The sequence below is a fragment of the Mesorhizobium sp. P5_C1 genome, from assembly GCF_054049815.1.
In genome coordinates, this window is the sequence record NZ_JBFULQ010000281.1 from 1 (window position 1) to 7,187 (window position 7,187).

General features: G+C 63.3%; 7 protein-coding genes. 4 read left to right on the forward strand and 3 right to left on the reverse strand.

The features are described 5' to 3' along the window. Window positions 1-1,642 (forward strand): DNA polymerase III subunit alpha (gene dnaE, locus ACXJ7R_RS20355; protein WP_457153415.1); only part of this gene is annotated, 1,642 nt, incomplete at its 5' end. Window positions 1,643-1,709: 67 nt separating this feature from the next. Beyond that, window positions 1,710-2,498 carry a potassium channel family protein gene (locus tag ACXJ7R_RS20360; protein ID WP_457153416.1) on the forward strand — a complete coding sequence of 263 codons (789 nt, stop codon included), beginning with the start codon at window positions 1,710-1,712 and terminating at the stop codon, window positions 2,496-2,498. A 43-nt stretch (window positions 2,499-2,541) separates the two neighbouring features. On the opposite strand, the gene ACXJ7R_RS20365 is transcribed toward ACXJ7R_RS20360, so the two are convergent. Next, window positions 2,542-3,000, reverse strand: coding sequence for a hypothetical protein (locus ACXJ7R_RS20365; protein ID WP_457153417.1), 459 nt, complete (start codon window positions 2,998-3,000; stop codon window positions 2,542-2,544). Between the two features lie 140 nt (window positions 3,001-3,140). Next, on the reverse strand, window positions 3,141-4,022 hold the full coding sequence (locus ACXJ7R_RS20370) for a DMT family transporter (RefSeq protein WP_095088135.1): 882 nt from the start codon (window positions 4,020-4,022) through the stop codon (window positions 3,141-3,143). A gap of 192 nt (window positions 4,023-4,214) precedes the next feature. Here ACXJ7R_RS20370 and ACXJ7R_RS20375 point away from each other — a divergent pair, with 192 nt between their 5' ends. Further along, window positions 4,215-4,721, forward strand: coding sequence for a hypothetical protein (locus tag ACXJ7R_RS20375; protein ID WP_457153418.1), 507 nt, complete (start codon window positions 4,215-4,217; stop codon window positions 4,719-4,721). Between the two features lie 154 nt (window positions 4,722-4,875). Here ACXJ7R_RS20375 and ACXJ7R_RS20380 read toward each other — a convergent pair whose 3' ends face one another. Next, window positions 4,876-6,204: a DNA polymerase IV gene (locus ACXJ7R_RS20380; RefSeq protein WP_457153419.1), complete on the reverse strand. Its 1,329-nt coding sequence runs from the start codon at window positions 6,202-6,204 to the stop codon at window positions 4,876-4,878. Window positions 6,205-6,269: 65 nt separating this feature from the next. Between ACXJ7R_RS20380 and ACXJ7R_RS20385 the strand changes: the two genes are divergently transcribed. Continuing rightward, window positions 6,270-6,845, forward strand: coding sequence for a GNAT family N-acetyltransferase (locus tag ACXJ7R_RS20385; protein ID WP_095087921.1), 576 nt, complete (start codon window positions 6,270-6,272; stop codon window positions 6,843-6,845). Window positions 6,846-7,187 lie beyond the last annotated feature (342 nt).

Here is a 7,187-nt window from a genome sequence, read left to right on the forward strand (position 1 = left end):
GACCTATGCCATGCTGTCGCGCGGCGAGGTGGTCGGCGTGTTCCAGGTGGAAAGTGCCGGCATGCGCAAGGCGCTGATCGGCATGCGGCCCGACTGCATCGAGGACATCATAGCCCTGGTCGCGCTGTACCGGCCGGGACCGATGGAGAACATCCCGACCTACAACGCCAGAAAGCATGGCGAAGAGGAGATGGCGTCGATTCATCCCAAGATCGACCACCTGGTGAAGGAGACCCAAGGCGTCATCGTCTACCAGGAACAGGTGATGCAGATCGCGCAGGAGCTTGCCGGCTATTCGCTCGGCGAAGCCGATCTGCTGCGCCGCGCCATGGGCAAGAAGATCCGCGCCGAGATGGACAAGCAGCGCGAGCGCTTCGTCTCGGGCGCGGTCGAACGCGGCGTCGGCAAGCCGCAAGCCGACTTCATTTTCGACCTGCTGGCCAAGTTCGCCGACTATGGTTTCAACAAATCGCACGCCGCCGCCTACGCGGTGGTTTCGTACCAGACCGCCTATCTCAAGGCGCACTATCCGGTCGAGTTCCTCGCGGCATCGATGACGCTCGATATGGGCAACACCGACAAGCTGGCCGATTTCCGCCAGGACGCGCTGCGCCTTGGCATCGAGGTATTGGCTCCGTCGGTGATATCAAGCTTCCGCGCTTTCGAGGTCGGCGAGAACCGTATCTATTATTCGCTGGCCGCGCTGAAAGGTGTCGGCGACGCGGCGGTCGAGCATATCGTTGCCCAGCGCGGCGAAAAGCCATTCAAGAACCTCGCCGATTTCTGCGAAAGGGTCGATCCCAAGATTGTCGGCAAGCGCGTCTTCGAAAGCCTGATCATGGCCGGCGCGCTGGATTGCTTCGGCCACGACCGCGCTGCGATGATGGCGGGCGTCGAGCGCATGATGGGGCTGGCATCCCTAGCGCAGCAGAACGCGGTCTCCGGCCAGCACGATATCTTCGGCGCCTCGCTCGGCGCCCAGTCGCAGGCGCTCAATCTGCCGGCGACCGATCCATGGCTTGCGGCCGATCGGTTGCACCGCGAATTCCAGGTGGTCGGCTTCTATCTCTCCGCCCATCCGCTCGATGAGTACAAGGCGGCCTTGCAGAAGATGCGGGTGCAAAACTGGGCCGAGTTTTCGGCGGCCGTCAAGCGCGGGGCGGCCGCCGGACGGCTGGCCGGCACGGTCACCTCCAAGCAGGAGCGCAAGACGCGCACCGGCAACAAGATGGGCGTCGTCGCCTTTTCCGATACGTCCGGCCAGTATGAGGCCGTGCTGTTTTCCGAAGGACTGGCGCAGTATCGCGACCTGCTCGAGCCCGGCCGCTCCGTCGTCATCACCGTTGCGGCCGAGGACAGGCCGGAAGGCGTCAATTTGCGCATCAACTCGGTGCAATCGCTGGAGGACGAGGCAAGCCGCATCCAGAAGGCGTTGCGCATTTTCGTACGCAATGCGGCGCCGATCGGCACGCTGGCCGGCCAGCTTTCAGTGAGGGGCGAAGGCCAGGTCAGCTTCGTGTTGATCAAGGAAGATGGCGAGGGGGAAATCGAGATCGAGCTGCCCAATCGCTACCGGATCTCGCCGCAGATCGCCTCGGCGATGCGCGCCGTGCCCGGCGTGGTCGAAGTGGAATTGGTATGACGCCCGCTCTTGCGGGCCTCCGGCAGCCTGCCGGGCGGCAGTTGTCGCGAACGCCGGCGCGATCGTCATGAAAGCGGCGGAAGACAGCTCAACAATCGCGCAGCTGCGCGACAGGCTGCGCAGGCTCTATCACGGACGCACCCCGGCGGCTTTCCGCTTCCAGGTGGTGGCTGTCGTCATCGACCTCGCTATCATTGCCTTCTTCATCGCGACGCCGGTTCTTCAGGACAAGCCGTCATTCCTCTGGCTCGACTATGCGGTGGCCGCGCTGGTTGCTGCCGACATGGCCGCCCGCCTGCTGGCGTCCAACGACATGTTTCGGCTGATGAAGCAGCCGACATCGTGGGTCGATGGCTTCATCCTCTTGACGCTGCTGATGCCGACGGCGCTCGCCAATCTCGGCTTCCTGCGCATTCTGCGGTTGTGGTCTCTGTCGCGCAGCGGGTCGCTGTGGCGGCATTTCGAGATGCGCGGACTGCGGCCCTGGCGCGAGGCGAGCCAGGCGGTCATCAACCTCTTGACCTTCCTGTTCGTCATCACCGGCTTCGTCTACACGTTCTTCTTCCGCACCGGGACGGGGCTCGAAAACTATATCGATGCCCTTTATTTCACTGTCGCTACAGTGACCACGACAGGCTTCGGCGACATCGTCCTGCCGGGCATGGCCGGCAAGCTGACCGCGATCGCCACCATGATCATCGGCATTTCGCTGTTCGTGAGGTTGGCGCAGGCGCTGTTCCGTCCCCACAAGGTATTCTTTCCCTGTCCGCAGTGCGGGCTGCAGCGGCACGAGCCCGACGCCGTCCACTGCAAGTCCTGCGGTCATCTCCTCAACATACCCGACGACGGCAATTGACGGGCTGGAGGACCCATCCCGCCGGAGTAAGGATGCTATCCGCTCAGAACTGCGGGCCACCTATCTGGCTGTAGTTGACGCCGCCGAAGCTGATGCCGGTCAGGCCGGGCGCCGCCATCTTGCGCTTGTGACCATCGCGGCAGTCGAACACGGGCCACTCCGTCTGTTTGCAAGGTATCTCGCGGCACATTCGGCTCAGGCAATCGCCCTCGGTGAGCAAGAACAGGCTGTTGCCCAGGCGCCGAACCGTGCTTCCGTCGTCGGAACGCCAAGTCCAGGGAATGCGCAGCGAGGAAACGAAATCGCCGACAAGGCCACCGGTCCCGGAATGCGCGCGCAGGCTTGTTCGATAATGCGCCATGGACGCGGAATAGTCGGCCACGATCGTCGGGCCATAGGAGGAAGCCATAGGGCCACCCGACTCGAGAAGGTGCGTTCCCGCTTCGGCTTCCGCCTTGCCGGTGGCTACCAGCGTCGACATCAGTAAAACAGCGACGATCACAAGAGGCATCGTTGCACCATCTCACGCTTGCTCTCTGTTTCCAGGAGCGTCTCATCCCGCCGCCCCAGCTACAAGGCGGCAACGTCGGATCAGGGCACGAAATTCTCGTAGACTCAATCTCCCCCGGACTGGATCAGGGTCTAGGACGCGGCGATCTTCACCGGTTGTGGCGCTTTTCGCTGCAGATTGAGCAGATTGCCCATCAGAATCAGCAGTGCGCCACCGGCGGTGAAGGCGTCGATCTGCTCCTGATAGAGCAGCCAGCCGATCAGCGCCGATAGCGGCACGCGCAGGAAATCCATCGGCGAAATGACGGTGGCGTCGGCATAGGCAAGCGCACGGGCCATGCAGAAATGCGACGACATGCCGGTGAAGGCGATCAGCAGGATCCAGGGCCACAGCTCGAGCGGCGGGTTGCGCCACTCGTAGAGCGCCGGCACGAGGCCGAGTGCCGACTGAATGATCAGCATCCAGAAGATGATGCGCACGACGCTGTCCGTGCGCGTCAGCGACTTGACCAGCACCAGCGATATGCCGAAACAGACGGCGGCACCGAGCACGACAAGATGACCGGGATCGACGGCGCCGACGCCGGGGCGCACGATGATCACCACGCCGATCAGCCCCAGCACGATCGCTGCAAGCCTGGGCCGGGAGAGCCTTTCGCCAAGAAAAGTCACCGCTAGGATTGCCGTCCAGATCGGTGTGGTGAATTCGATCGAGATCAACACCGCCAGCGGGATCAGCGTCAGCGCGTAGAGCCAGGCCGCCTGGCCGGTATAATGGATGACGTTGCGGGCGATATGGGCGACGGGGCGCTGCGTGCGCATGGCTGCAAAGCCGCCGCTCATCATCACCAGTGGCAGAAGGATGAAAAAGCCGATCACCGAGCGCAGTTCCAACACCTGGAAGACGTTGAGCTCGGCTGTCGTGGCGCGGCCGGCGACCGACATCGCCAGGAACGAGGCGATCGACAGCGCCATCCAGAATGCGGCCTTGGGGATGGAGGGGGTAGGGACCATGCCCGCTATCTCGCAGGCCGGGGCCTTTGCCGCAATCGCTAGAAGCTGCATTCTTCTGGGCCAGTCGCAATGGCTGGACATTCCAAAACAGCCATCCTGCGGGCGGAACCTGTTACGGCAAGGGGCGTTGAATCCATATTGCCGTGCCTTGCGAGCCGTCCTGCCTTTTCGAAATCGATAGGGAGAGCCTCGATGAGATCATTCGCGCAATTCGTGCTTGCTGGCTGTCTGTTGGCTGCGGCTGGCGCGGCACATGCCGACGAAGGGAAATTTCTTCAGTCGTTCCAGGGCAATTTCGCCGGCAAGGGCATCGTCAAGGTCACCACCGAGGCACCGACGGTGAACGTGTCCTGCACGTTCAAGTCCAACGCCACGTCGACCTCGCTGTCGCTGGACGGCAATTGCCGCGGGCTGGTTATGGTGACGCGCGCCATCAGCGCGGAACTGACATCCAGCGGTGCGAAGTACAGCGGCACCTATGTCGGCTCTCGCACAGGGCCGGCACAGCTCAACGGCAGCCGCTCGGGCAACGCGATCAATCTCGGCATCCGCTGGGCCAAGGCGGTCAACGGTGATCGAAAGGCCCAGATGAAGGTCGAGAAGCGAGGCGAGAACGGCATGCGGCTGACCGTCACCGACACCGACCCGAAAACCGGCAAGAGCGTGGTGACGAGCAGGATCGATCTGCAGCGCACCTGACGAGCGTGCCGATGTTCAGGCGAGGCCGGCCTGCCAACGGTGATTTCCTGCGCTTGCGGCGCTCAGGTGCTTTAAGTACGCACCGCTCCGGTTTTCGGAAGCCAACATTCTCGGCTCGGCCTGACGTGAATCTCAACAAACCCAACAAGCAGGGTCAGTCCTCGATCGGCTCGGGCGGGTGGGCGTCGCGGCCCTTGCCGAACGTATAGCCGGTTTCCACCGCCCTGCGGCCGAACTTGTCGCGCAGGGCATCGATCGCGCTTTCAGCCAAGGCGCGTTTGCGCGATTGGACGTCTACCAGGTCGGGCGGGTCGGCCTTGTCGTCGTCCGAGAGGTCGCTGACGCCGATACCGAGCAGCCGATATTTCGTGCCGTCGGTTTCCTTGCGCAGAAGTTCCACCCCGGTCTGAAAGATGCGATCGGCGAGCCGGGTCGGATCGCCGAGCTGGCGGTTGCGCGTGCGCAGCTTGAAATCCTGGGTCTTGAGCTTCAGCACCACGGTGCGCCCGGCGATGCCGGATTTCTTCAGCCGTGCCGAGACCTTCTCCGAAAGCCCCCTCAGCACCGCGACAAGCTCTTCGAGCGAAGCGATGTCGGTGTCGAAGGTGGTTTCGGCCGATACGCTCTTGGCGTCCTGGTCGGGATCGACGCGGCGGACGTCCTCGCCGCGCGAAAGCCGGTAGAGCCGGTCGCCCATCGTGCCGTAGCGGCGCATCAGGTCGCCACGATCCATCTGCTGCAGCTGGCCGATGGTGCGGATGCCATCGCGTTCCAGCGTGGCGTTGAACGCCTTACCGACACCCCAGATCATCGTTACCGGCTGGGCTGCCAGGAAGCCGACCGCCTCGGCCTCGCCGATGACCGAGAAGCCGCGCGGCTTGCGGAAATCGGACGCTATCTTGGCGAGGAACTTGCAGTAGGACAGGCCGGCTGAAACGGTGATGCCGATCTCCTTTTCGACCGCAAGCGCAAACCGCGCCAGCACCACAGCCGGCGGCAGGCCGTGCAGCCGTTCGGTGCCGGCGAGGTCGAGAAATGCCTCGTCGATCGAGAGCGGTTCGACCAGCGGCGTCAGCGCCTGCATCATGGCGCGCACCTCGCGGCCGACGCGCACGTATTTTTCCATGTTGGGGCTGATGACGACCGCCTCGGGACAGGCTTCGAGCGCCTTGAACATCGGCATTGCCGAGCGCACGCCCTGGATACGGGCGATGTAGCAGGCGGTGGAGACGACGCCGCGCTTGCCGCCGCCGATGATCAGCGGCTTGTCCTTGAGTGCTGGATTGTCGCGCTTTTCGATCGCCGCGTAGAAGGCGTCGCAATCGATATGGGCCAGATGCAGCCGGTAAAGCTCCGGATGGCGCGCCAGCCGGGGGCTGCCGCAGCGCTCGCAGCGGCGCGTCTGGCTGCGCTGAAACGTCAGGCAGTCGCGGCAAAAACCGTGATCGGGATTGTTGACAGGGGCCGCCATCGCTGCGAACATAAAGAGAACAGAAGCAATGGTACGACAGTGCAAGGTCTGCGACAAGGCTGGCCTGGGGAGAACGCATGAGCACGACCATAGCGCCGCTGGTGCCCGAACTCTGGGCGGATTTCGAGGACCTCTTCGGCAAGCAGGGCGCCTGTTATGGCTGCTGGTGCACGCATTTCCGGCTGGCGCCGGCGGTGCGGCGCGAGAGCAGCCGCGAACGCAACAAGGACCACATCAAGGCGCGCATCGAAGCCGGTCCGCCGCCTGGCCTGCTGGCGTTCGAAGACGGCAAGGCGGTCGGCTGGATGCAGATCGGGCCACGCGCCGACGTGCCCGAATGGAACAATCAGGGCAGGGGGTCGGCACCAGTCGATGCCGCCGACGCCATGGATCCGGCCGTATGGGCGATCTCGTGCTTCTTCATCCGCACCAAGGCGCGCGGCAGGGGCATCACGCATCGCCTGGTCGAAGGCGGTATCGATTTCGCCCGCAGCAACGGCGCCCGGCTGGTCGAGGCCTGCCCGATAGACCTGTCCCGGGATTCGCGTTCGATCGGCCTGTTCGTCGGCTCGTCGCGGGTGTTCGAGAAGGCTGGTTTCGAGCGGCTCGTCGAGCGCAAGGCCGGCCGGCCGCTGATGCGGCTTGTGCTATAATCAGCTTTTGCGCCTTGGCGGCGTTGTATCTCACCTTGCGGTTGTGGCGGTAATTTCATACCAGACGAACGAGGCGGTCTTTCCAAGACGCGTTGCACGGAAACGGATTCAGTCGACGCGCTTTGGGCTTTTGTTTTATGCATGTCGTTGTCCCAAACCGCTGCGCGCTTTTGGGCACTATTAGGTCAAACGGAGAATTCGCGTGAACCGTGCCCTGCCATTCGTTTTTCTTCTTGCGTTGAGCGCGCCTGCTTTCGGCCAGACCGTCGACAGTCAGGGTGCGAAGCAATTGTCCGAAGACCTGGCCCGCTATGTCGGCAAACAAGCGCTCGACAAAGGCAT